Below are 22,636 nucleotides of genomic sequence, written 5' to 3' on the forward strand. Positions count from 1 at the left end.
CGGGACGGCCCGTAGCGCGCCCTCGAGCAGACCACCGGAAGCGTGCTAGTGTCCAGGCATCACGATCAGCCCGTTGCCCTATGGCGGCGGGCTGATTTTCTTGTCTCTGGAGGCTCATGGGTGAGTACACCAAGCCATGGCTCTCGCTCGACGACCAGCTAGAGAGGCTTGCGAGCCGTGGGGTCGCCGTCGACCCGCGTGATCGCGCTTCGGCTTGCTTGAGAGCTGTCGGCTACTACCGGCTCACGGGTTACCTGTACCCATTCCGCTGTTCGGAACAGGTCAAGGACGCGGACGGCAAGGTCCGGACGCGCGTCCTCAGCGGCTACCGCCCTGACACGTCCATCGCACATATCGCGCGAGTGATCGACTTCGATCGACAGTTGCGCATGCTTGTCATGGACGGCGTCGAGCGCATCGAAGTCGCCCTGCGCATGCAGGCCGGGTACGTCCTCGGCCGCCGGTCTCCGTTCGCGCATCTCAACCCCGCCACCTTCCTGACCTCGTTCGTCGAGCATCAGGTGGACGGCGAGACTGGGTGGAAGACGCAGCCGAGCAAGCACGCGCAGTGGTTACAGCGTGTCGCCCAGCGCCGCGCCAGTTCCGACGAGACGTTCGTCGCCCACTTCCGTGACGAGTACGACGGACAAATGCCGATTTGGGCGCTCACCGAGATTCTTGAGCTTGGTCAGCTCGCAACCCTGTACCGCGGCCTAAACGAGGACGACGCTCAGGAGATCGCCGAGGCCTTCGCTGTCCCGACCAAGAAACTGATGGCGAGCTGGCTAGCGAGCCTGAACTATGTACGCAACGTGGCTGCGCATCACGCGCGCCTCTTCAACCGCAAGCTCCAGAACGCGCCGGCGCGACCGCGATTGGGGCTTGTGCCGCTGCTCGACCATCTGCGCGACGAGGACACGCCCAAGGGCGCCTTCGGGGTGTACAACGCGCTGGCCGTGATCGCCTACATGCTGCGATCCGTTGACCGCAGTTCGGACTGGTGTCACCGGCTCGTCGAACTGTGTGGCACCTTCCCCTCGTCGCCGGACCTCACGCTTGGGGCGCTGGGCGGCCCGCGAGAATGGACGTCGCTCAACCTGTGGGAACAGACTGGCGAACTGCAATGAAGTTCTGACGGCGGCGCCCCGACCACTCGCCGGGGCGCCGCCCTTCATCAGACTCGCTGGGCCATGGTGCCGCCAGGGTCCCGGCGGGCCTGGTCCTTCGAGACGAACTGCCCCGAACCTCCGTCGCGGTAGACGGTGCGGCGGTTACTGGTGCCGCTGCCGACCCGTTCAGTGACCGTCTTGCTGGGCCAACGTGCGGCAGCCGCGTTCGAACGGAACTGGCCGGTGACGGTGCTGCGCTTGATCGAGCGACCCATGGGTTCGCTCCCTTCTGGGCCTGCGGCCCGGTCATGAAGTTCCCGGAACCGAGCCGCCCAGATCTTCCGCGTGGGAAGCAGACCTGGTTACTCTCGTGGTTCACCGCCCAGTGAGCCGCGAGAGCCCGGATCGGCATGAGCCCGATCTGGGCTCTCCGTGCTTCAACGAGAGTCTTGCAGGTCACACCGACACGGCGCCACAAGATGTCGCTTCGTGTCGCGGTGAGCGCCCTACATGTTGTGGTTGCGGTCCGCTGGCTGCCCGAGGACGCCGCCGCGCATCTACACCCGACCGCATGGCCACTGCAGATCCGGGCGACGCTCTGGGCATCAGAAGAACATCTGCCACAACGTCGCGATGCCCGTAACGAGGCCCGTGGCAAGCGCCGTCGCGGCGGTACCGACAAGCACTTGTCCTAGGACGCCGATAGCGCCAGCGGCGGTGCGCACGGAGCGTCCCGGACCGACCGCCTCGCGCAGGTTGGCCGGCCACCTCAGAAAGCCTGCGATCAACCCGGTGAGTCCCTTCTCGCGTTCCGAGGCGTCGGCTGCAGCCTTATTGGCAGCGCCGATAGCTGCTTCTACGGACGCGATGACCATGTCGGGCCGAAGCTGCTGCGGGTCGCGCAGACTCATCTCCCAGTTGACGACCGGGTTCACGTCCCGCGTCATGTAGGCACCATTAGCGAGCGTGTACGTGCCGCCGTGCCGCTCGTGGACAGCGCCAGCCGCCCCCGCGGCCATTGCCACTGCCCTCCGCTTGGCCTGCCAAATACCGTGGTCGACCGCAGGAACAAGCTCCATGAACAAGCCATCGGAACGAGCTTGTGCGCTGTTCAGGAGGTCGATGTAGGCGCCCCGGAACTCAGTCAGCAGGTCTACGTCTCTAGCCCACCGCTTGCTCGGCTTCACAGTCTTGATTCTTCTGCATGGATCTGACACACAGTCGAACATCAGGTGCCGCGCTTGATGACGATCAGCGGCAGGCTGTGCTGCCGAGGTGCGATGAGGCGTGTTCGCAGGCACCAAAGGGCGACGGGTCTCGAGGTTCCAACCCTCGAGACCCGTCGGTCGGCACGGGCAACTACCGCCGGCAGCACCCTCCCCTGGCACTTCCAGGTAGGCACTGCCTCGCCGCCCCAACGCACCCCATCGCGCAGGGTGTCGCTGACTACCGACTCGGCCCGGAGTCCTCGATGACCGCGCGGGCCCCTTGGCCCTCAGCCACAGAGACGCTTCCTCCAGGTCGTGGATATCACGCTACAGCGGTTGTCGAGCGTTCTGCCACCATGACCTGGGCATACGTTTGAGTGCAGCAAGCCATGAGACGTCTGAGTGCGGTATGGTAGGTGGTAGTTACAGAGTCACCCCTACCTTCAAGCCCCACCCACTAGGAGCCAGATGAGCGAAGTAGAGAGGACATCTAGTTCATCGCGACGCCAGAGAGCGATCGTCGCCCGCACTGGCGTCAAAGTGAGCCTCGGTGACCTCAGTCCTCCCGCTCAGGGTGAGGTCACGAAGCTGCTCGACTCGGCTCCAGGGCGCCGCATGACGACACCGGTTCGGAAGACGTTCGTGCGTACAGAGGACCCTGAGAGCCCTCCCCCCCTTGCGCAGATCGTCTCGACGCGCGGGCGAGGCGGCGCGGTGCCTCTGAAGCTGTATCTCGGACTGATTCGACGCAGTTCTGCGGCACCCTATGACTCGACAATCTCCGCTCGCCGATGGGCCGCCCTGCTAGATCTCGAGGACTATGCCCACCGGGGTGCTCGACGAGTCAACGACGCGATCAGCCGACTCCAAGAACTGCAGTTGATTGATGTAGAGACGAGCCGCGGCGCCGCCTCCACGATCACGCTTCTTCGTGAAGACGGATCAGGGGCTCCGTACCGCCCGCCTAGCGAGCAGAAGCGCTCTGGGAGGCCAGGGCGCGCGAAGGCCGCGCCTGAGCTCTATCTACAGATGCCCGACGCTCTATGGCAGGGGTACATCCAACGCATGGCTGCCCCGGAGCTCGCCATGCTGCTGATCCTTCTCGCAGAGCCCGACAGCGTTCAAGACGGGATGTGGTGGTCGATTCAGAACTTCCCCGCCTGGTACTGCATCAAGCCATCCATGCGCACCAGTGGCACCCACGCACTCGAGAACCTCGGCTTGCTGCGCGTCACCAAGAAGATGCTCGACACGCCCCGCGGCGGCAATGGTGATGACCGCGACCGTGTGCGCAACGTCTACAAGCTCAGGGGCGCGGCGCTCCAACCGGCCAAGACCGCCCCAGCCCCGCCTGCAGGAGCCAAGCCTTCGACACCCGCGACCAAGAAGCGGAGCCGACTCAAGAAGAAGGTTTGAGGGCGCCAACGACAGCAGCTGACGGGGCCGCCGACGAAATCTAGACGGATGGCGCCCACCTACGTGGCTTGAGGTGGGCGCCATCGTGCCTTTGGTCAGCGCGTAAGTTCGGCGGCGTGGTCCCGGGTGTGGGCGCGGCTGCGGTTCGTGCGGGCGCGGGGCGCCGCGCCGTGTCGGGCACCGCGCAGGGTGGCGTTGGCGGAGGCCGGGAAGTTGGTGGCGGCCTCGCGCCGGGCGGTGGCCGCGGCGGCGGGGGCGTGCTTGAGCTCGTCTTCGGTGACGGGGGCGTACGCCGGCCCGTCGACGGCGCCGGTCTTGCTCGCCTCGCCGGCGTGGGTCTTGGCGGAGTCGTGGAGCCGGTCGTGCTCGACCAGGTGCTCGCGGGCGTCCTCGCGGGTGTCGTCCGCGCGCTGGGCGTCGACGTCGGCGGACGGGTCGGCCTGGGCGGCCTTGTCGCTGGCGCGCTCGTCGAGCTCGTCGGCCTCGGCGAAGTCCTCCCGGGCTTGGGCGTCCTCGCGCTGGGCGGCGGCCGCGTCGTCGAGCGCGTGCCACAGCGCGTTGGTGCGATCGGCCGGGTTGGGGTGGGCGCGGGCGACGGCGTCGACGTCGACGCCGAACCGGGCACCGACCTGCTCGCGCACGACCTGGTGGGCCTCGCGCCCGCGCGCATCGTGCGGGGCGATGGTGGAGGTGAACGTCGCGAGCTCGGCGACGTCCTGGTGGCCCGCGGTGCGCCAGAAGTCCTCGCGCCGGACCCGGTCGTAGACCATCGCGATCTGCTCGCGATGCTCACCGGCCACGCGCGCGACCTCCTGGTGGCGCGCGGTGGCGCGGGTGGCCTGGGCACGGGCCAGCTGCTCGCGGACCTGGCCGATCGCCATCATGGTCGAGCGCACGACGCGGTCGACCTCCTGCCCGAACTCGTCCTCACTGCTCATTTGGATGCCTCCAGGGTGGGTGTCGGGTGGGGTTACTGCTCGGCCGGGTGGTGCGCGTCGCGGAACAACCCCGGCGGCGGGACCTCGACGGGCCAGGCGTCCGGGAGCTGACGATCCTGCACGTCGCTCAGGCGCCAGAACGGGCCGTCGGTGGCGGTGATCTCGCGCATCTCGGGGCCGAGGTAGTCGCGGAAGAACACGCTCATGCCGGTCATGCCCTCACCGCGCAGGAACTCCCAGGACCGCCACAGCGCCTCCAGGCGCGCGACGACCTCGGTGTACTCCCACCAGCGCGGGTCCCACCGGAAGGACTTGGGGTTGCGCTTGTAGTGCGGGAGCAGCCACTCGCGCACCCACACGTCGACGTTCGGGTAGAACGTCGCGACCGGCTCGGACTCGGGCACGTCGTCCAGGTCGATCTCGACCTCGTCGAACTCGCTCATGCTGCCTCCCGGGCGCGCGCCGGCACGTTGGTGCGCGCGGCGCGCTGGTTCTCGTAGTGGGCCAGGCTCGCGCTGACCTTGTCGGTGTAGGGGCGGGCGCTGTGGTGGTCCAGGCGCAGCAGCGCGGCCGGCAGCCCGGAGGCGAGCAGCACCGCGCGCCCGCGCGGCAACGCGGTCAGGTCGGAGACGTCGAACAGGCGCTGGCGGGCGACCGAGGTCGAGACGGTGCGGCTGGTCTTGTTCTGCGACGCAGAGCGCTTGACGACGTCGTGGTCGCCGATCAGGTTCGACACGAACGGCAGGAACTTGTCTTCGGAGAGCCCGGACCCGACCACGCGCACGTTCGCCGCGCTCCACAGCTTCTGCATCCCGGTCTCCCCGAACGCTTCGGCGCCCTGGGACCAGGACTGGAAGAACGCGGACACCACGATGCCGCGCGACCCGTAGTGCGAGTACAGGTCGGGCAGCTCGCGCCAGCGGCACACGTTCGCGACCTCGTCCAGCACCGCGGTGACCGGCGGGGCCAGGCGCCCGCCCACCCCGCGCGACCCGGCGCGCTCGGCCGCCGTGAGGATTGCCATCGTCAGCGCGGCGGTGATCGCCCGCGCGGAGCCCCCGCCCTCCTTGGACACGAGGTAGACGGTGTCGGTCGAGCGGACGAAGGCGGCCGGGTCGAAGTGCGGACGCCGCCCGGTCGGGTCGGTGATCCAGTCGGCGATCTTGCGGCTGCCCAGGACCCCGATCCAGGGCCGGACCGTGCCGTACACGCCGTCGCGCTGCTTCTCGGTGAGCTTCTGCGTCTTTTCCAGCGCGATCGCCTGCGCACCCTCGCCGTGGGCTTTGAGCAGCGCGGCCGGGTTCTCCCCGTCGCGGGCGTCGGGGTCGTTGGCCCACGCGAACACGTCCGTGATCGGCCGGCGGGCCAGGGCGGCGGCGAGGAACAGGCGCGACAGCAGTTCCTTGCCTGCGGACTCGAAGTACGCGTCCTGCTTCGCCCCGGCCGTCGTCGCGGAGGAGATGAACACGTCGGCGAGCTTCTCGGCGGTCTCGAGGTCGGTGACGAAGGACAGCGGGTTCCACCACCAGGTAGGTCGCTCGCCGATGATGTCCTGCACGTCGTGGACCCAGCACACCCCGTGCTCGCTGCGTGGCCCGCGGGTGGCGTCGACGATGTCGGGCTTGTTCGACGTCGCCACGACCGGCCCGGTGGTCTCGAGGATTTGCGGGATGCACACGCACGAGGTCTTGCCTGCGCGCGGGCCCATGAGCCAGATCTGCACCCACTCCCACGACGCGTACAGCGCCTTGCGGGAGGGCAGGTGCGTGCCGAGGGTGACCCCGATCCCGGCGCCGTCGGCGCCGAGCCGGGCCGCGTCGCGGCGGGCCGCGCCCTCGGTGAGCTCGGTGACGTCGCGGCCGGTGGCCAGGTACCGGGCCTTGTAGTCGATGCGTGAACGCTGGCGGCCGGTGCGCAGCGCGACCGTCGCGAGCAGTGCCGCCACGGCGAGGAAGCCGGCGACGATGCCCAGGGTGATCGCGGTCTGCGCCGCGGTGAACGCGACGTCGCCGCCGAGCACCTGCGCCACGGTGTCGACCGGGTTGGAGGTGTCGCGGATCTGCGGGTTGGCCATCGCGCCGGCCCACAGCGCGCCGGCGACGATCATCAGGAGCAGGAGCAGGCCGCCGAGCAGCATCCACCCGAGGTCGTTGGTCGCCGGTTCGGCCCGCCGGTTCGCCTCGCGGGCCATCAGACCAGCACCTCTTCCGCCTCGTCGTCCTCGAGGCGGATGCTGCCCGCCTGCAGGGCGCGTTCCATCGCCGCCGCCCAGGCGCGGTTGGTGTTGTTCACGTCGTACTCGCTGGGGACCATGCGCATGACGAACGGGACCCCGGCGCGCTTGCCCGTCTTGAGAAGGAACTTCCCGCGGCCGGGCGGGACGGCGGCCTGGGACGTCTCGGGGTTCACTCCCCCGTCGGCGGACCAGTCGGTGATCATCTCCTGCTCACGGCCGGACAGGGCGAAGACCTCCTTGAGGTTGCCCATCTCCTTGTCGGCCAGCCCGCCGAGGAACACCATCGCGGAGCGCTCGACGAAGCCCCAGGCGATCTCCGTCAGGTGGGAGTTCGCGAGCTTGAGGTCGTTCATCGTGTGCGTGATCATCGCCTGCCCGATCGCGCGCTGGCGGTTGAGCCGGGTGAGCGCGTCGACGAAGTAGACCATCGCGTCCGACGCGCGCAGCATCCGCCACAGCTCGTCCATCACCAGGAAGTAGTGCCGCTGCGCGCGCATGCCCGCGGCCGCCAGGTGCTTGTCGGCGGCCACCATCGCCGAGCCGACCGACCAGCACACCGACTGCACCGCGGCCTGCAGCTGCAGGTCCGCGTCGTCGATGCCGGACAGGTCGTAGGCCATCGGGCGCCCGAGCTCGATGTGCTCGCTGGTCGGACGGGCGAACACGTCCCCGAACGGGCCGCTGACGCCGAGGGCCAGCAGCGCGTCCAGCAGGTCCTGCACCCGGGAGTCGTAGTGCTCGGTGTCCCCGCGACTGCTCGCGACGCGGACCAGGCGCGGGTGCCGGGAGCGGACCAGCGTGGCGAGGTCGTCGACCACCGGCATGCCGGTGTGCTCCTCGTCCAGCACGCGCAGCGCCTCGGCGACCAGGGACTGCTCGTAGTCGCGCAGCCGGGTGCCGCGCACGAGGTCGAGCAGCCCGAGCACCGTCGTGCGGCGCCTGGCGCGCATCTCCTCCAGCGCCTTGCGCCGGCGCTCCTCGTCGGGGATCTGCTCGAGCTCGCGCACGAGCGGGCCGAGGTCGAGCGGGTTGATGTTGCCCACGCCCGGTCCCAGCGCGATCACCTGCCCGCCCAGCGCGCGGATCAGGTCGACGTAGTCCGGCTTGGTGTCCGACAGGACCATCGGCGTGATCCCCCACGCCGCCAGCACCGTGACCATGCGCCGGATCAGCGAGGACTTGCCCAGGCCTGGGCGGCCGAGGACGAAGCAGGACGGGTTGAGGACCAGGTTCGCCATGAACCAGTGGATCGGGTCGGCGCAGACCGTCGACCCGTTCAGCAGGTTCGGGCCCAGCGGCACGCCGCGCACCGGGTTGCCCGACCCCGCGATGAACGGCCACAGGCCGCACACCTGGACGGTCGTGCCCTGGTACTCCGGAGCGGGCTCGATGTACGGCTCGCGTCCCGTGCCGTGGCCCGCCCAGCCGCGCCGGCCCGCGCGCCGGGACGCCTGCTCGCGCCCCTCGGCGGCCGCGTCCAAGAACTTGCCGAGGGCGCCGCGGCGTCGCGGCGCGCTCGCCGCGGATGCCCGCTTGGCACGCGCGGCGATCTGGCGTGCCTCGCGGCGGGACAGCTGCAGGCCGGTGGACTGCTCGGTGCGGTTCACAGGTACTCCCGGAGCTGGGCGGGGATGATCGAGTGCTCGGGCAGGATCACGCCGAGGGGCAGCGCGGCCTGGAACGCCACGGCCTGGTTGCCCAGCGCCGGGCGCAGCCGCAACCGGGCCTGGTTGCCCAGGGAAGGCACGATCTTGTCCAGGCGCGGGAACTCGTCCGAGCTCGCGCACGTCACGGTCACGATCGCGCCGAACCGCACGAGGCCGGCGCCCTGCGCCTCTTCCTCGGCCGCCTTGTTCGCGTACCGCAGCCGCGTGCGCTGACGCGCCGAGACTCGCTGCTTCTGCGAGGCGGTGAAGGTGGCGTTGTTGATCTCGGCCTCGATCACGTCGCTGGCCTCCCCCGCCGGGATCGGCCGGTAGAGCAGCGTCACCCGCTTGCGCAAGACGCCGGGCGTGGGCTCCACCAGACGCCGCAGCGCGCCGGAGAAGAACATCGACTCCGGCGCCTGCCACATCTGCCACGACTTCGAGACCGCGCGGTCGTGGAAGTACCGGTCGATCCTGTCCTCGGCGAACGTCGGCCCGGCCTCCGCCCAGGTCAGGCCCGTCCCGCCCTCGGCGCGCGCCTGCTCGACCCTCGAGGCGACCGTCGGGTCGTACGCCACGCGCGTGAAGTCGACGATGTCCTGAGCGGTGCACGCCCGCACGGACGTCCCGGCCCCGGTCTCCCAGAGCTGCGACAGCAGGACCGGGAGCCGGTTGCCGATCTCCTCGGCCATTGCCTGGGTGCCGCGGTCGCCGCCCTTGGCCTCCGGCGACTTCCCGGAGAACGTGATGGCGATGCGGGTCGCGATCATCGGCGACGCCGTCGCGAGCTCGCCGACGAGCTCGCCGGCCACCGCGGCCGCGAACGGCTCCGCGTCCGGGGCCATGTTGCCCTGCACCATGCGGGTCAGGCGCACGCCGGAGTCGGGCGCCGTCTCGACGGTGACGCTCGCGCCGACGATCCCCTCGTCGACGCCGAGCTGGGCGAGCCAGGCGCCCCAGTGCGCGACCTGCGAGTCGATGCGCGACTGGTCGACCAACGCGTCCCCGTCCGGGTACGCCTCGATCACCACGGTGTAGTGGGCGGCCGAGCGCAGCCGGATGAGCCCGAACCGGTTGCCGAACGCGTCCTGGTGCTCGCTGAGGGTGCTCGGTGCCATCAGGCCCGGCAGGCTGAACGTCCCGTCCGGCACCTTCCCGGCCGGGCCGGCGACGTAGAGGCTGTCGCCGCGGCGCGTCTTCGCCCGGTGCGCGGAGACCAGCATCCTGCGTGCGTAGAAGCTGCGGCCCTGGCGGGTGAAGCCCACCAGCAGCGCGGCCGCTGCCACGCCCACCGCCACGGTCACCAGCGCGGGCAGGTACCAGGCCCGCACGAGCATCAGGACGACGAGCACCACGAACGGGATGCCGAGCAGGGTCACGCCCATCGGCAGGCCGAGCACGCCCTGCCGGCTCGGGCGGGTCAGGTTGCCGTAGTGGATCCGGGTTGCTGCCTCAGTCATCGCTTCTCCTCCGTCACGTCGTCCATCGCGCCTGCGGCCGTCGCCCCGGTGTTCGCCAAGTCACCGACAACCTGCGCACCGACCCGGGTGCGGTCCGCGCTCGAGGAACCGGTCGTGGCCGTCGTCGCGCCGCTGTTGTCCGGCGCCGCTGCAGGCTGGGCACCGCTGGCACCGTTCGTCCCGGTGCTCGTCGTCTCGCTCGGCGAGGCGCCAGATCCGCTCGTCGACCCAGAGGACGCCCCGTTGCTCGAGGTCCCTGCACCGCTCGACGTACCGGGGCCGTCGCTCGCCGCGCCCGCCGGGCTCGACCCGCCGGTGCCGCTCCCGCTGCCGCCGCCCGATGGCGTGGAGCCTCCACCGCTCGCTGTTCCGCCACCGGCAGCTCCCCCGCCCGCAGCGCCGTTCGCGGCCGCCGTGGTGCCTGTGGTCGAAGCGGCGGTACCGCTCGTGGTCGCCGTGGTGCCGGCGCCCGCGGCCGCCGGTGCCGCGGCCCCGCCGGTCGCACCGATTGCGACCACCGCGGCTCCCGTGGCCACGACGCCCGCGGCGGCGGCCGCCCCGGAGAACGCCCCGGACGAACCGCCGGCGGCGACCGGGGCGATGAACTTGATCAGCGCTGGCAGCGCGAGCGCAGCCGCCAGCAGGATGACGATCGCGAGACTGGTGACGTATATCGCGTTGGCGTTGGGGTCCAGGCCGGCAATCTGCGGCGGATCCTTGAGCATGAGGATGCCCAGCGCGTAGATCCCGCCCGCGACCGGCTTGAACAAGATGAACGCGAGCAGCCAACTCATCGCCTTGCGGAACGCCTGGGCACCGGACTCGGAGCCAGACGCGGCCGCCAGGGTGGGCAAGAACGCGAACAGCACCAGCACCAAGGCGCCACGCACGATCATGAAAGCCACGTTCGCCAGGCTCGCCAGGAATGCCAGCAGCGCCAGGATCAGACCAGGACCGATGCCCGTGACCAGGAACAGGTCGACGCTCAGGATCCCCTGCAGCGACATCGGATCGTCGGTCACCTGCTCGACGATCCAGGGCGCGAAGGCATCCCCGGCGGCCATCAGCGACGTGAAGCCCGTGGCGAGCACGGCGGAGACGACGATCAGGTTCGCGATCATCCGCACCGCGCCGGCGCCGCTGCGGAACTCGTGCGTCACGGCCATGCGACCCAGCGCGATGAGGATGCCGATCAGCGCAAAAACGAACGTGTACCAGGAGAGGTTCTGCTGGATGGCCGTGACCGGCGACGCGTTCACGTCGGGCGAGGGCATGCCCAGCCAGAACGTGTTCAGCCACTCCAGGACGGATACGGCCCCCTCCGCCATGCTCTTCACGAACGTCTCGGCGGCCGACTGCCCCCACTCGGCGATCTTGTTGCCGAGGCGGCAGTCGAAGTCGATGCCCTTGCACTCATCCACCGGTGGCTCCCCACGGCGTGAAGGTCGCTAGGTCTGCCAGCACCGGCTCGAGCTGGCTCATTGAGAAGTCGCCGAGCCACGTGCCGGCAGCTTCGTCCCACACGAGCCCGAGGCGGATGGACGCCTCGACGTCGTTCTGGCGTAGCCCGAGGTCGATGACGACTCGGTCGGTCTCCACCTGCTGGAACTGGAACCCGGCGACCTGCGCGACACGGCCCGCTTCCTGACCCTTCGCCTCGAGGTCCTGGGCGCTGACCCACTGGGAACGGGCCGGGTTGTCGACGGTTGCCGACTCGGCCACCTCGACGTAGTCGGTCTCATTCAGACCGATGAAGAGATGAACGGCCGCGAACAGCGCGCCGGTCGGCGAGGGCGCGAAGCACGGCCAGGCCGAGTCGTCCGTCGCCACCGGGCCGTACTCGGGCGAGGTCGGGACCATGAAGTACCCGACGGCCTCCCAGGACGCCTCGGGTCCCGCGACCGGGATCTCGGTTGCTGCGGGCAGGTCGCACGCGTTGCCGCTCGCGTCCGGCGTCGCCGGGGCGTCGGGGCTGTCCGCCGACATGGTCGGCGACGGGTCGGACGGCCCTGTCTGGCTGTCGTCCGACCCGCGCGACGTCCCGACGAGGGCGACGACGACGAGGACGACGATGAGCAGCAGGAAGCCCCCCGCGACCCACCACCAGACGTTGAACGGACTGGTGCTGTGGTTGTTCTCGTCGCTCATCGGTACTCCTTAGACAAAGACCCGCATGATCGCCCCGACGCCAGTCGCGAGGATGCACACGAGGATCGACATGACCAGGCCCTTGAACCCGTTGATCTCGCGGCCGGTGAACGCCGCGAAGGCGAGGTAGCCGGCGGAGACGAGGAACCCGGCGACGCCGAGGACGATCACGCCCCAGCTGAGCCAGTTCAGGACCGTGGTCACGCCCTCGACGCCCGGCGGCTCCTCGGGCGAGGGGTCGGGCAGGACGCTGGTTGCGAGCTGGTAGATGCGCGGTGTCATTCGTCGTTCCCTTCGATGTTCCGTGCGTGCGCACGGATGTTCTTGATGACCTGGCGGGTGCGGATCGGTGCGCCGTGGACCACCGCCGGCTCGATGCGCCACAGCTCGTTCCATGGCAGGTGCCAGCCATGCGGCGTCATCTGCGCGAGGCGACGCGCCGCAGCACGCTGAGGTGCCGTCAGGCGAGGCCCGTCGTCCACGAGGACGAGCCCCAGCAAGGTGGAGTCGGTAAGCGTCCCGGCCGCCCACAGGCGGGCGAACCGTTCCGCGGCGCTCAGGCCGGCGTGGTGCGTCCGGGCGACAGCGAGCACGGCGAGGCTGGGCAGAGGGCGTTCCCACCCGGTGGCGACCGGCCAGCTGCGGCCGACGTCGACCGCGTCCTCGCCGAGCAGCCCGGCGAGCGTGGTCGCCCCTGCTCCCCCGTGCAGCCCCATCACGCAGATCAGCGGGCGCTCGGGGACATCCCGGCGGGGCCAGGGGTCGTCGTGCGCCACATCGACCGGCGGTGCCGATTCAGGCCGCGAGGGCCCGGCCAGCGCGATCTGCTCGCCCAGCACCTCGTCGACCTCGGGCTGCGGTTCGACGTCCGACTGCGGCGCCATCGGCGCGGCGACGAACGGGTTCTGGACTGGCGGGTCGACCGCCTGTGACCTGCGTCGAAACAAGCTGTGCACCCCCTTCTCAACTGGCTACAACCAGATTATGGCACAATTTCATCACGTTGCGCTAGGGTATGATCAGATCGTGAACCGACACAGGAAAGGCGGGGCCGGCGGATGCGACTGAGGCGGTCTGCAGCGGTGATCGCGAGCTTTCTCGTGCTCGGCGCGTGCTCGGCACCGGAGGCGGCGACCGAATCCCCGCCCGCCGCGACCGCGTCCGAAGCGGCGACTGACGGGCCGGCCCCTTCGGGCGAGCCGTCTGCGCCCGACGTCGTCAGCGCGCCGGACAGCGAAGCCGCGGTGGAGGTCGCGGTGGCCGCGATGACGGACTTCACTGCACGCGATCGCCCATACGAGGCGTGGTGGGCGGAGTTCAGCGCGCACCTGACGCCCGAGGGCATGCAGGCGTACGAGTTCACGGACCCGGCTCGCGTCCCCGCATCGGGCGTCGCCGACGCCGGGCAGTTCGCCGGCGGTCCCGACGGCACGAGTGCCGCCGTGCTCGTGGGTACGGACGTCGGGCAGTACCGCGTCGAGCTCGTGCGTCAGAGCGTCCTTGACGCCTGGCTGGTCGACCGGCTCACGCCGCCGCAGGAGGCGTCGTGAAGCGCGCGCTCGGGGGGTCGCTCGCGTTCGTCTTCTTCTTGCCGATCCTCTTGCTGGTGGTCATCGGCGGCGGTGGGTGCGCCCCCGCCGTTGCGAGCGGCGAAGCGGTGAGCGTCGACGTCGACGCGGTCGTCGACCAGGAGCTGCAGGGGCTCTCGGGCGACCCGCAGGTCCGCGCCGACCAGCTGCGCAACGCGGCGCTGATCATGAACGCCGCTCAGGCGCTCTCCCTGCCCGTGAAGGCGCAGGCGATCGGTGTGATGACCGCGATGGGCGAGTCGTCGTTGATCAACGTCGACTACGGCGACGACCGCCACGGTGTGACGAACCCGGATGGGACGCCGACGTGCAGCCTGGGCCTGTTCCAGCAGCAGTGGTGCCTGGGATGGGGCACCCGCGAGCAGGTCATGGACCCCACGTACGCGGCGACGAAGTTCTACGAGCGGCTGGTCGCCGTCGAAGGCTGGCAGGACCTGGCCCCGACGATCGCGGCGCACCGAGTTCAGCGCAACGCCGACCCGTTCCACTACGAGAAGTACTGGACCGACGCGAACGCCATCGTCGCCGCGCTCACCGGCCTCGAGATCGACCCCACCGGCGAGAGCCCGTCCAGCTGTGCCGTCGACACCGCCGCGGGCTCCGGGGACTACCCCACCGACGGCGGCCCGGGCGCCTGGGGAGGGCACTCCAACGGCCGGATCCCGGGCAGCGCGATGAAGGTGTTGCCCTGGGCGAGCGGTCACTACCTGCGCGCGGATGCGACCGACGCGCTCACCGCGCTCAACAACGTCTACCAGGCGCAGTTCGGGCGCCCGCTGTCGATCACCGACGCCTACCGCGACTACGACACCCAGGTGCGTCTCAAGGCGCAGAAGGGCGGCATGGCGGCCACGCCCGGCACGTCGAACCACGGCTGGGGGCTGGCCGTCGACCTCGGCGGTGGCATCAACCGGTTCGGCACACCGCAGCACCTATGGATGAAGCAGAACGCGCCCGCCTACGGCTGGATCCTGCCGAGCTGGGCCGACCAGGGCGGGGTCAACCCCGAGCCGTGGCACTGGGAGTACTGGGGAGTTGCAGATGCCGCTTGATCCGAAGACCGTGCCGGCCTTCCCGGTGGTCAACCTCGCGATGGCCGTCGACGGCGCCGTGACCGTCGATGGGCGCCCGGTCGAGGTCGCCCCGGGACAAACTCCCGCCGCTGCCGGCGTCGCGGCCGTGGCCGAGCTCGTGCGCGAGCAGGACCTGGGTGCGGTGCGCGTGCGCGCCGCCGCACCCGAAGGGGTCTTCCAGATGGTGGTCTCCGCCGACGGCGAGGCCATCGACACGACTCCCCCACCGCCTGCCCCACGCGGCCCCCGGCCGCGCCTGCTCCTGGGCATCGGCGCGGCCGCCGGGTGCGTCGTCGTACTCGGCGCGGCGACAGTCGGCGTCCTGGCGATCGCCGACGAGGCCGACCAGCCCCCGGCACAGACCCAGACCGCTACGCCCGAGCCGCTACCCGGCGCCGGCGCCAACCTGCCGGTCGCGACTCCCCCGGGCTTCGCGAGCCGGGCTACCTGGGCCGTGCCGGTGGACCCGCGCTCGACGCCGCTGGTCCGCGACGACGGCTCGGTCGTCGTGACCACGCCGTCGGGCGACCTCAACATGCTCGACCCCGCTACCGGGCGCACGCGGTGGACCGGGACGGGCGCGCGGGGCGCTCTGGCGCTGAGCGAGGTCCAGGGCCGGCACGTCGTCGCCGCCACGTCCTCGTCCGAGCTGCACCTGTGGCCCCTCGACGTCACCGACCCCGCCCGCACCCCCGCCGTCGACCTCCCGCTGACCGCCCGCCGCGCCGAGGTCACCCACCTCGGATCCAGCCCGCTGGTCACCCTCGAGAACCAGACCGTTGCGGTGTTCGACGGCGAGGGCCTGGTGCGCCGCGACGTTCCGGTCGGCGCCGACCCGGTCCTCGCCCGCCACGACGGGATCGTGGCGGTCGGCGACGACGCCTGGTGGCTCATCACCGCCGACGCCGATCCCGTGCGCCACGCCCTCCCGCGCCCCGACGGCGCCAGCGGCGCCCCGCTGGCCGTGTCTGCCGCCGACGACGCCACCCTGGTCATCACCTGGCCGGTCGCCGGGCCGACGGACCTGGCCGCGCTCGTCGACATCGCCACCGGCCGCATCACGGCCCAGGCAGCCGTCGACGACGCGGCGATCGGTGCCGACGACGTCCCGCTGCACGATCCGACCGGGCAGACCATGACGCTCGGGACGCTGTTCGTCGACTACTCCCCCGAGCCGGCGATCCTCGAGCTCCCCGACATCACGCCGACCGCGGTCCACGGACACACGATCCTTGGCACCGTCGGCCGCGCCGCGGCCGTCCTGGAGGCCGGGGACGACGAGCCCCGCATCTACGACGAGTCCACCTCGGCGACCGCACCCCTCGCTGTCACCGACGACTACGCCTACGTCATGGCCGACAAGGTCGACCAGACGCTCCTGTACGCAGTACCCCGAACCGACGAAGGGACGAACCCATGATCAACGTCGTCGTCCACGCTGACGGCAGCGGCGGCCACGTCGAGCTGCCCGACGAGACCGTTCCCCTCGCACCGGGGAACCCCGCCGACGTCCAGCAGCGCGCCGTCAGCGTGCTCCTGCGCCACTCCGCGAAGGAAGGCCGACCCGTCACCGTCAAGGCCGTCGACGCCAGCGGCGCCAGACACCTACGCGTGACCCCGGACGGGCGCGTCGAGCCCGTGCGGAACCTCGACACCCCGCCCGCGCCCGCACCGTCTCCCGAGCAGGCCGACAACCCGGCGCCGCCCAGCCGCGACGAGTCGCCGGCGCCCGACGTCGACGCCGCCCCCACCACGCCGGCACCCGAGCCGACCCCCACCCTCGGCAGCGGCGACGAGCTCGCCCCCGCCGTCGAGCCCGGCCCGCCTGACCCCGCGGCGGCCGAGCCCATGACCCGCCGCGCCCGCAAGTCGTTCCTCACCGTCGCTCAGGCCGAGCAGCCCGCCATGAAAGGGCTGCGGGGAGCGATGACGCGCGCAGGCATCCGCATGGCACCCAGCGAAGCCGAGCGCATCGAGCGCGCCAACGTCCGCGCGGTCTCCCAGCACTGGCCCGGACCCCGGACCATCGCCGTCGTCAACGGCAAGGGCGGCGCAAGCAAGACGCCGACCACCGTCCTGCTCTCCGCGGTGTTCGCCCTCAACGGCGGCGCCGGCGTCGTGGCCTACGACAACAACCAGACCCGCGGCACTCTCGGCTGGCGCACCGAACAGGGCCCGCACGAGGCGACCCTGCTCGACATGCTCCCCCGCGCCACCCACCTGCTCGGCACCAGCGCGCAGTCGGCCGACCTCGCCCACTACGTGCACCACCAGACCCACGACCGCTACGACGTCCTGCGCTCCCAGCCCATGATGCTCGCCGACCAGCAGCGCCTGGGCGTCGACGACTTCGACGCCGTCCACGCCGTGCTCAAGAAGTACTACCGGCTCATCTTCGTCGACTCCGGCAACGACGAGTCCGACCCGCTGTGGCTGCGCATGATCGACCACGCCGACCAGCTCGTCGTCGCCACAACCACCCGAGCGGACATCGCCGAAGCCGGCGCCCTGCTGCTCGAAGCCCTGGCCGACCGCGACGAGCGATCGGCCGCCCTGGCTGCCGGCGCCGTCGTCGTCGTCAACCAGGCCAACGAGAAGGGCGGTCAGCACGAGGCCGACCAGATCGCCGACGGGTACCGAACGATCGCCCGCCAAGCGGTCACCATCCCCTACGACAAGGCGATGGTCGACGGACACCTGCAGTTCTCGACGCTGCGCCCGACCACACGACGTGCTTGGCTTACGGCGGGGGCTGCAGTAGCGCGGGGCCTATAACCCGCACAATGAGCATCAGCCGCACGCATAGAACGGACCGTGACTCACGTGCCCGCGACCCACGACGAGGACATCGACGCCCTCGGGCAGATCGCCCGCAGCGCCGATCGCACGGCCGTCGTGCGCCATCTGAGCACGCACCCCGGTGACTACTTCGGAGCCATCCACAAGGCCACCGGCATCTCCGTCGGAAGCCTCGGCAAACACCTACGCGACCTCGAAGCCGCCGGCATCATCGTCGGCGACCTCCCCCTCGAGCAGCGCAAGGGCCGCACCGTGCGCTACCACGTCGACGACAAGCGCCTGCGGACGCTCGTCAAGAAGCTCGAACGGCGCTTGCTGGGCCAGTGACACCAAGGGCTCTGCGGGACGGCAAGCAGTGCGCCGTCACCTCCGCTCGCCAGGCCGCTCGGGCTTCAACGCGACCGGCGCCGGGGAAGCAAGCGTGCACCCGAGGGTGAGAGAGGACGACACACGCCTCGCAGGCGCGCATGGCCGCCGCGGAAACACCCTCCGCTTCTTCGGCATGCCTGACGTGGCGTCCAGCGCGCGGTATCACTGTGATCGCGATCGCAGTAGGCGCCCAGGGACGTACACGTTCAGGCGCCCATCGTCACGAACACGCGGCGGGCGACACGCCGACACGCCAGTTGCAGAATTCGTCCGGATTCAGGAAGTCGTGTGGTTGAGTATGCCCATGACGATCTCCACGGGACGACCGAGCAAGGGTGACAGGGACCAGTTCCTGCTCGAGCTCCCCGTCGCCGCCGCGGACATCCTTCGACGCAACGCCGACGCCCTGCAGATGCCCCACGGCGAGTACATCGCCGCGGTCCTCGCCGAGCAGGTGGGCATGCCCTGGCTCGCACCTGTCGAGACGCGAGCACCGTATGCCGGCCGCATTCAGGAGATGCTCGACGAAGTCGGAGTGAAGGCGTGGGACACCGCTCCTGCCTCCGGTTGGGCCGAGACCATCAAGTTCACGACGCGTCCCGCGCGGCCCATCGGAGATCTCGTCCGTTCACGCTCGCGCGTGCAGGGCATGACGTACAAGGAGTACATCGTCGCGGCAGTCATGGCGTGGCACGGCATCACGCGTGATGCCGACCCTGCGTTGGCGCCCCGTTCGCGCTACGCCCGGGAGGCGATGCGCCAACCCGCATAAGAAAGTGGCCCGTCCCTTGCGGGACGGGCCACCAGATCGAACCACTTCCGGCGACTTGCTTGGCGGCTGGAAACCGGAGCGGTTCTCTACCTAAGAACAGGAGCCATCATACCCACCGCCCCGACGGGGCGCGATTTCGCCTACACCGGCGTGTCGTCGCCAACCGTTTCCGAGCTCTCGCAGGCGAGCCATGCGCACCCGCGCGCAGGCTCGCCCGACGAGCAGTGGGCGGACACCGCGCACCTCCTTGCAGGGTGCGACCGGGTGCGCATCGGCACGATCCGCGCTGATCGCAGCGTCGACTACCCCACCCGCGGCGAACGTAAACTCACACTCGCGCGTCCGACGGCACCGGCCGCGGTCCGCGTCTACGGTGATGACGGCTGCTGCCGCGCCCTGTTCCTCGACCTCGACGCCAAGGGCCGCCACGGTGCGGTCGACGTAGCCCGAGACGGAGCAGTGCTGCAGCGCATCCTCGCCGTTGCCGGGCTGCGTACCTTCGTCGACATCGCCCCGACCGGTGGTCGTCACATCTACGTCCCCCTCGCCAAGCGTCTGCCGTTCGAGGTTGCTCGCGAGCTCGTCGAGGCGCTTGCCCGGCACGCGCCCACGCTCGATCCAGGCCCGCACCGCAGCGTGCGCACCGGGTGCATCCGCACGCCAGGATCCACGCACGGCGCCGGCGGCCACCAAGTCCTGACCAGCAGCCTCTCGAGCGCTGTCGACGTCCTCAAGCGACCCAACCCACCCACCGCCATTGCAGAGCTCCGCGGCATGCTCGCCGGCGACATTGCCGCGGTCCGCGCTCAGCGCGACGACCTGACAATCGTCTCTGCGCCCACCTCTGACCAGCCCGGTGCACCCGGCACGCTCTCCGCCCGTGTCGTCGCGATCGCCCGCAACGGGCTCTGGGACGTCGGCCGCTACGACTCGCCATCCGCTGCACGCCAGGCGGTCATCACGGCCTGCGTGCGTGCCGGCTGGGACATCACCGATGTGCAGCGTCGACTCAACGATGGCACATGGCCGGCTCTCGCGGGCATGTACGCCCGGTACTCCCCCGCACGGCGCCCCGTGTCCCTGCGGGCCGACTGGCTCAAGGCGAGGGCGTACATCGCCTGTACGCCTCAAGACCCGAAAACCAGCAGTGACGTGCAGAAAGACAGTGTGCACATCTCCAACACAAGCGCTCTTCTGTCACAGGGGGGCGACGACCACGGCTGGATCCGAACCTGGCGGGCTGCGGTCTCCACCTACGAGACGGTGCGTCTTCCCGGTAGGCACTGGTACACGGCACGGTTTCTTCTCCGTGCGATCGGAGAGGCTGCACACAAGACCGGCAGCAGGTACGTCGGATTCGGCTGCAGATCGCTCGCTGAAGCCTGCGGAGCCGACTACACGACGGTGTCAGTCTTACTGCACGAACTCCAGCGTGCTGGCTGGATCGACCTGATCGAGTCCGCGCGCGGCGAGACAGCAGACCTGTACGAGCTCACCCTCCCCCACGATCTCCGCGGCCGGTCGGACGAACTGCGCTGGCAGCGTGGCAAGGTGTACTCGCTTCGGCCGGCCTTCCGCGAGCTCGGCCACGTCAGTGCTTTCGTCTTCGAGGCCGTTGAGCAGGGCAGGGCCTCCTCCATCACGGAACTTGTCGCCATCACCGGGATCTCGCGACGAGCTGTTCACACCAGCATTGACCTGCTCACCGCCTGGGACCTCGTCGAACGCACAGACGAGGGCCTGCGAGCCTTCCCGGAGCGCCTCGGGCGTGTCGCCGAGCACCTCGGCGCCTTCGAGGCGATCTACGAGCAGATGCGCCGTCACCGCGCACAGCGGGCCACCTGGCGGGCCTGGCTCGCGCGGTTCGAGGGCCACTGGGATGAGGGCGAGCACTGGGACGAACTCCACTCCCCCGCGGCCGAGACCCTCTTCGCGACGGAGGTGGCCTGAGATGAGGGCCGAGGCCCCAGCGATCTTCATTCATGAACACAGACATGAACCACGTCATGAACCGTGTTCGCCAGTCATGACTTCATGCATTCATGCAAACATGCACAACCAGGCGTCCGCCGGACACCCTGGACGACTTGAGAGAGGTACGCGATGACGACGACGACCGCGCTCGGAAACCAGAAGGGCGGTGTCGGGAAGACCACGGTGTCGCTGTGTCTGCTGAGCGAGCTCGCTCGTCTCGGCAGGTCATGTCTGCTGATCGACCTCGATCAGCAGATGTCTGCGTCCTCGACCGTGGGCGCGGAGGGCGACATCACGATCGAGGACGTCCTGCGCGCGAAGGCTCCCGCGCACCTGTCCGATGCGATCGAGAAGTCGCAGTGGGAGGGGATCGACGTCGTTCCGGGCTCCGACACCATCCAGACCCTTGAACGTGACCCCGACGTCATGGCCGCCTTCCGTCTCCAGAAGGTCCTTCGAGACAACGCCGACCTGCTCTCCAAGTACGACGACATCATCATCGACCTGCCACCGGATCTGGGGACCTGTACGGTCTCCGGCCTCCTCGCGGCCGACCAGGTCGTCGCCGTGACGATCCCGGAGCCGTGGAGTTCCGAAGGCCTCGACCGATTCCTCACTACGCTCGAGGGGATCCGCCAGGGGCCTCACCCCTCGTTGACCCTGTTCGGCGTCATCGTGAACATGGTCCGCCGCACCAACGAGCACCGGTACCGCATCGCCGAGTTGAACGACTCCGTGGGCGGGCTCGTCATGAACCCGGTGATCCCGCAGCGCGTCGCCGCGGCGGAGGTCGCAAGCGAGCAGCTGCCGCTGCACGAGCTGAAGAACGAGGGCGCAAAGGTCCTATCAGACCTGTTCGCTGAGCACGCCAGGGCGCTGGCCGAGGGCCGGAAGGGGAAGAACTGATGCCGAAGCCGCGAATGTCGAAGAGAACAGCTCTCGACGTCGTCCTCGGTCAGCCGGCGCCTGTCGCGGCGCCGGAGTCCGGAAACGGGACGAGCACAACCACCGCTGTGGTCGAGCCTGAGCAGAGGGACGAAGGGCCAACGTCTGACGAGGCCGAAGGAACCGAACCCGAGCCCGCGCCCACAGCGGATGGCGCCCCGTCGGCAGAGAGCACAACGCTCGTTACGCCGGATCAGGACGAGACGGCGGAAGTTGAGGACGGCCAGCGCGAGACCAGCGAGACGGACGAGGCAGGCGAACCCGCTGAGTCGGCCGAGCCTGAACCGCTGCCCACCCCGGAGCCGGGGCCACGCCAGGCGGCGTCGAAGGCTCGACCTCGCAGGCATGCTCCGGCTGCCCCCTCTCTCGAGGAGTCTGACCCCCGATTTCAGCCGGTGCTCGGACGCAACGATGATGCTGCGCTCGTGCCGTTCTCGACCCGCCTTACCCCAGATCTACGTCGCCGGCTCAAGCTCTACTCCGCGGTGTCGGGCGAGTCCACGACCAGCCTGACCAACCGCGCGCTCGACTACATGCTCGAGGTGGCCGAACGCAAGGTCGGCATGCGCTGAGTCATCCCGTCCATGTCTGAGGGCCCTGCGTCGATCGCGCGGGGCCCTCAGCCTTTGCGCAGGCGTGTGTGAAGTCATGAATGCATGAAGTCATGAGTACCGCGGTCCCAGCCGCGCCCAGCACCGTTCATGAAAGCATGCATGAATGCATAAACTCGCGAGCCCATCGTTGGGCCGGCGTACATCCACCACCCGGACAGTTCATGCATGCCTTCATGAAAGCAGGAACGAATGAATGCATGATCCCGTGACCACTTTGCGTGCGTCGGTGAAAGTATGAAGTAGTTCACGCATTCATGTACCACTTCATGCATGACTGCATGTGTTGATGAAGCAAGTCATGAAGCCATTCATGTTTACATGCATTCATGCATGACGTCAT

The 22,636-nt window shown here is 69.7% G+C and carries 22 protein-coding genes; 11 read left to right on the top strand and 11 right to left on the bottom strand.

Translation table 11 applies throughout. The features are described from left to right. The first annotated feature begins 116 nt into the window (after positions 1–116). Positions 117–1,127: an Abi family protein gene (locus tag ACI769_RS17450; protein ID WP_211934297.1), complete on the top strand. Its 1,011-nt coding sequence runs from the start codon at positions 117–119 to the stop codon at positions 1,125–1,127. 47 nt (positions 1,128–1,174) lie between these two features. Here the strand turns inward: ACI769_RS17450 and ACI769_RS17455 are convergent, their stop codons facing one another. Together ACI769_RS17455 and ACI769_RS17460 are read right to left on the bottom strand one after the other, a co-directional pair. Then, a complete protein-coding gene (locus ACI769_RS17455; RefSeq protein ID WP_211934298.1) occupies positions 1,175–1,384 on the bottom strand; it encodes an ABC transporter ATP-binding protein in 210 nt (69 codons plus the stop codon). 330 nt (positions 1,385–1,714) lie between these two features. Further along, the gene (locus ACI769_RS17460; RefSeq protein ID WP_211934299.1) at positions 1,715–2,296 is read right to left on the bottom strand and encodes a hypothetical protein; all 582 of its coding nucleotides are present in this window, start codon (positions 2,294–2,296) and stop codon (positions 1,715–1,717) included. Between the two features lie 1,086 nt (positions 2,297–3,382). Between ACI769_RS17460 and ACI769_RS17465 the strand changes: the two genes are divergently transcribed. Then, positions 3,383–3,733, top strand: coding sequence for a hypothetical protein (locus tag ACI769_RS17465; RefSeq protein ID WP_211934300.1), 351 nt, complete (start codon positions 3,383–3,385; stop codon positions 3,731–3,733). A gap of 95 nt (positions 3,734–3,828) precedes the next feature. Here ACI769_RS17465 and ACI769_RS17470 read toward each other — a convergent pair whose 3' ends face one another. The 9 genes from ACI769_RS17470 to ACI769_RS17510 are packed head-to-tail and all read right to left on the bottom strand — an operon-like array spanning position 3,829 to position 13,117. After that, entirely contained in the window at positions 3,829–4,671 is an 843-nt protein-coding gene (locus tag ACI769_RS17470) for a hypothetical protein (RefSeq protein ID WP_211934301.1), read from the bottom strand. A 32-nt stretch (positions 4,672–4,703) separates the two neighbouring features. Then, positions 4,704–5,114 carry a DUF4913 domain-containing protein gene (locus tag ACI769_RS17475; protein WP_211934302.1) on the bottom strand — a complete coding sequence of 137 codons (411 nt, stop codon included), beginning with the start codon at positions 5,112–5,114 and terminating at the stop codon, positions 4,704–4,706. Continuing rightward, positions 5,111–6,862 (bottom strand): type IV secretory system conjugative DNA transfer family protein, encoded by a 1,752-nt coding sequence (locus ACI769_RS17480; RefSeq protein ID WP_211934303.1) that lies wholly within the window; start codon positions 6,860–6,862, stop codon positions 5,111–5,113. The genes ACI769_RS17475 and ACI769_RS17480 overlap by 4 nt, the downstream gene beginning before the upstream one ends. Beyond that, positions 6,862–8,514, bottom strand: a complete 1,653-nt coding sequence (locus tag ACI769_RS17485; RefSeq protein ID WP_211934304.1) for a hypothetical protein — start codon at positions 8,512–8,514, stop codon at positions 6,862–6,864. The genes ACI769_RS17480 and ACI769_RS17485 overlap by 1 nt, the downstream gene beginning before the upstream one ends. Then, entirely contained in the window at positions 8,511–10,013 is a 1,503-nt protein-coding gene (locus ACI769_RS17490) for an SCO6880 family protein (RefSeq protein ID WP_211934305.1), read from the bottom strand. Before ACI769_RS17490 ends, ACI769_RS17485 begins: the two co-directional genes overlap by 4 nt. Then, positions 10,010–11,434, bottom strand: a complete 1,425-nt coding sequence (locus tag ACI769_RS17495; protein ID WP_211934306.1) for a hypothetical protein — start codon at positions 11,432–11,434, stop codon at positions 10,010–10,012. Before ACI769_RS17495 ends, ACI769_RS17490 begins: the two co-directional genes overlap by 4 nt. Next, a complete protein-coding gene (locus ACI769_RS17500) occupies positions 11,427–12,161 on the bottom strand; it encodes a hypothetical protein (RefSeq protein ID WP_211934202.1) in 735 nt (244 codons plus the stop codon). Before ACI769_RS17500 ends, ACI769_RS17495 begins: the two co-directional genes overlap by 8 nt. Before the next feature lie 9 nt (positions 12,162–12,170). Next, positions 12,171–12,443 (bottom strand): hypothetical protein, encoded by a 273-nt coding sequence (locus tag ACI769_RS17505; RefSeq protein ID WP_211934203.1) that lies wholly within the window; start codon positions 12,441–12,443, stop codon positions 12,171–12,173. Continuing rightward, complete coding sequence (locus tag ACI769_RS17510; protein ID WP_211934204.1) at positions 12,440–13,117, bottom strand: DUF6668 family protein; 678 nt, start codon at positions 13,115–13,117, stop codon at positions 12,440–12,442. Before ACI769_RS17510 ends, ACI769_RS17505 begins: the two co-directional genes overlap by 4 nt. A 309-nt stretch (positions 13,118–13,426) precedes the next feature. On the opposite strand from ACI769_RS17510, the gene ACI769_RS17515 reads away from it, so the two are divergent. The 9 genes from ACI769_RS17515 to ACI769_RS17555 all read left to right on the top strand — a co-directional run bounded on the left by ACI769_RS17515 (position 13,427) and on the right by ACI769_RS17555 (position 22,254). Further along, on the top strand, positions 13,427–13,711 hold the full coding sequence (locus ACI769_RS17515) for a hypothetical protein (protein ID WP_409142033.1): 285 nt from the start codon (positions 13,427–13,429) through the stop codon (positions 13,709–13,711). Continuing rightward, on the top strand, positions 13,708–14,802 hold the full coding sequence (locus ACI769_RS17520) for a D-alanyl-D-alanine carboxypeptidase family protein (protein ID WP_244985815.1): 1,095 nt from the start codon (positions 13,708–13,710) through the stop codon (positions 14,800–14,802). The genes ACI769_RS17515 and ACI769_RS17520 overlap by 4 nt, the downstream gene beginning before the upstream one ends. Beyond that, complete coding sequence (locus tag ACI769_RS17525) at positions 14,792–16,243, top strand: hypothetical protein (RefSeq protein ID WP_211934206.1); 1,452 nt, start codon at positions 14,792–14,794, stop codon at positions 16,241–16,243. Before ACI769_RS17520 ends, ACI769_RS17525 begins: the two co-directional genes overlap by 11 nt. Then, positions 16,240–17,598, top strand: coding sequence for an AAA family ATPase (locus ACI769_RS17530; protein WP_211934207.1), 1,359 nt, complete (start codon positions 16,240–16,242; stop codon positions 17,596–17,598). The genes ACI769_RS17525 and ACI769_RS17530 overlap by 4 nt, the downstream gene beginning before the upstream one ends. 48 nt (positions 17,599–17,646) lie before the next feature. Then, on the top strand, positions 17,647–17,949 hold the full coding sequence (locus tag ACI769_RS17535; protein WP_211934208.1) for a helix-turn-helix domain-containing protein: 303 nt from the start codon (positions 17,647–17,649) through the stop codon (positions 17,947–17,949). A 346-nt stretch (positions 17,950–18,295) separates the two neighbouring features. Further along, positions 18,296–18,763 (top strand): hypothetical protein, encoded by a 468-nt coding sequence (locus ACI769_RS17540; RefSeq protein WP_211934209.1) that lies wholly within the window; start codon positions 18,296–18,298, stop codon positions 18,761–18,763. A gap of 264 nt (positions 18,764–19,027) precedes the next feature. Beyond that, the gene (locus ACI769_RS17545) at positions 19,028–20,713 is read left to right on the top strand and encodes a MarR family transcriptional regulator (RefSeq protein ID WP_211934210.1); all 1,686 of its coding nucleotides are present in this window, start codon (positions 19,028–19,030) and stop codon (positions 20,711–20,713) included. Positions 20,714–20,866: 153 nt separating this feature from the next. Beyond that, positions 20,867–21,643, top strand: a complete 777-nt coding sequence (locus ACI769_RS17550) for a ParA family protein (protein WP_211934211.1) — start codon at positions 20,867–20,869, stop codon at positions 21,641–21,643. Next, a complete protein-coding gene (locus tag ACI769_RS17555) occupies positions 21,643–22,254 on the top strand; it encodes a hypothetical protein (protein ID WP_409142034.1) in 612 nt (203 codons plus the stop codon). The genes ACI769_RS17550 and ACI769_RS17555 overlap by 1 nt, the downstream gene beginning before the upstream one ends. Positions 22,255–22,636 lie beyond the last annotated feature (382 nt).

Source organism: Cellulosimicrobium sp. RS, assembly GCF_046159675.1.
Taxonomy (GTDB): Bacteria; Actinomycetota; Actinomycetes; order Actinomycetales; family Cellulomonadaceae; genus Cellulosimicrobium; species Cellulosimicrobium funkei.

Bases quoted from the DNA above. Each gene is read 5' to 3' on its own strand.
- ACI769_RS17450 (WP_211934297.1), top strand. From the start codon at position 117: ATGGGTGAGTACACCAAGCCATGGCTCTCGCTCGACGACCAGCTAGAG.
- ACI769_RS17455 (WP_211934298.1), bottom strand. From the start codon at position 1,384: ATGGGTCGCTCGATCAAGCGCAGCACCGTCACCGGCCAGTTCCGTTCG.
- ACI769_RS17465 (WP_211934300.1), top strand. From the start codon at position 3,383: ATGGCTGCCCCGGAGCTCGCCATGCTGCTGATCCTTCTCGCAGAGCCC.
- ACI769_RS17470 (WP_211934301.1), bottom strand. From the start codon at position 4,671: ATGAGCAGTGAGGACGAGTTCGGGCAGGAGGTCGACCGCGTCGTGCGC.
- ACI769_RS17475 (WP_211934302.1), bottom strand. From the start codon at position 5,114: ATGAGCGAGTTCGACGAGGTCGAGATCGACCTGGACGACGTGCCCGAG.
- ACI769_RS17480 (WP_211934303.1), bottom strand. From the start codon at position 6,862: ATGGCCCGCGAGGCGAACCGGCGGGCCGAACCGGCGACCAACGACCTC.
- ACI769_RS17490 (WP_211934305.1), bottom strand. From the start codon at position 10,013: ATGACTGAGGCAGCAACCCGGATCCACTACGGCAACCTGACCCGCCCG.
- ACI769_RS17500 (WP_211934202.1), bottom strand. From the start codon at position 12,161: ATGAGCGACGAGAACAACCACAGCACCAGTCCGTTCAACGTCTGGTGG.
- ACI769_RS17505 (WP_211934203.1), bottom strand. From the start codon at position 12,443: ATGACACCGCGCATCTACCAGCTCGCAACCAGCGTCCTGCCCGACCCC.
- ACI769_RS17515 (WP_409142033.1), top strand. From the start codon at position 13,427: ATGACGGACTTCACTGCACGCGATCGCCCATACGAGGCGTGGTGGGCG.
- ACI769_RS17525 (WP_211934206.1), top strand. From the start codon at position 14,792: ATGCCGCTTGATCCGAAGACCGTGCCGGCCTTCCCGGTGGTCAACCTC.
- ACI769_RS17530 (WP_211934207.1), top strand. From the start codon at position 16,240: ATGATCAACGTCGTCGTCCACGCTGACGGCAGCGGCGGCCACGTCGAG.
- ACI769_RS17540 (WP_211934209.1), top strand. From the start codon at position 18,296: ATGACGATCTCCACGGGACGACCGAGCAAGGGTGACAGGGACCAGTTC.
- ACI769_RS17550 (WP_211934211.1), top strand. From the start codon at position 20,867: ATGACGACGACGACCGCGCTCGGAAACCAGAAGGGCGGTGTCGGGAAG.
- ACI769_RS17555 (WP_409142034.1), top strand. From the start codon at position 21,643: ATGCCGAAGCCGCGAATGTCGAAGAGAACAGCTCTCGACGTCGTCCTC.